The sequence below is a fragment of the Olavius algarvensis spirochete endosymbiont genome, assembly GCA_900608495.1.
GTDB lineage: Bacteria > Spirochaetota > Spirochaetia > DSM-2461 > DSM-2461 > UBA2779.
The window spans coordinates 1-619 of record UWYT01000200.1 but is presented as its reverse complement, the minus strand read 5'-3'; the positions used below and the strand labels follow the sequence as shown (position 1 = coordinate 619).

The window sequence follows — 619 nt, the reverse complement described above, 5'->3', positions numbered from 1 at the left end:
AATAAGGCGTGTTCTGTTTAGCCCCATGGCCATGGATGGCCTAAGGCGGCCTGCCGAGGAGTGGGCACGAGGATTTTGGGTCATCTATAGGGAGCAGTGATCGAGCATCCTCGTACTTCTTGAAGAAGCCGTTTAATATACACAGGGGAACCAACGGCACCACGTCCACCGTAAAATGCAAATCTCCCGATTTTACCCTCATCAAAGATGTAAATGTGAACGCTTGTGGCACCTACTAGAAGATAGTTTGTTCTAGCATAAAAATAACGGCGCCTTATAACAAGTCTAGCTAATTCTTTATCAGAAGTATCAAAATCAGCAATTTCATGTTTTGTTTCCACAACAAAAGATCGTCCTGTGCTTGTATCCTCTGTCCACTCTATCTGATTCCATGTATTGGCACTATTGAAAAACAGAGTAGTAGACAAAACTCCATTATCTATATTGCGCGCAAAGTAAATAAGAAAAAAATCCGCGTCTCGATAGTAGTTTGCAAGCCTTTCTTCAACTTCGCGATGATATTCTTTATCGCTAAGCAAATATAATGACTCTAAGGATCCGGGGTCTAGGTTTTCTTCAAACCACTTGTCCCATATTTTTGATTCTTCTTCAAAAGAAA

At 41.2% G+C, this 619-nt stretch carries 1 protein-coding gene; it reads right to left on the bottom strand.

The genetic code is table 11. From position 1 onward, the window contains the following. Positions 1-80: 80 nt before the first annotated feature. The coding region (locus S1OALGB6SA_RS10210; RefSeq protein ID WP_195910328.1) for a hypothetical protein at positions 81-619 on the bottom strand (539 nt) is incomplete at its 5' end.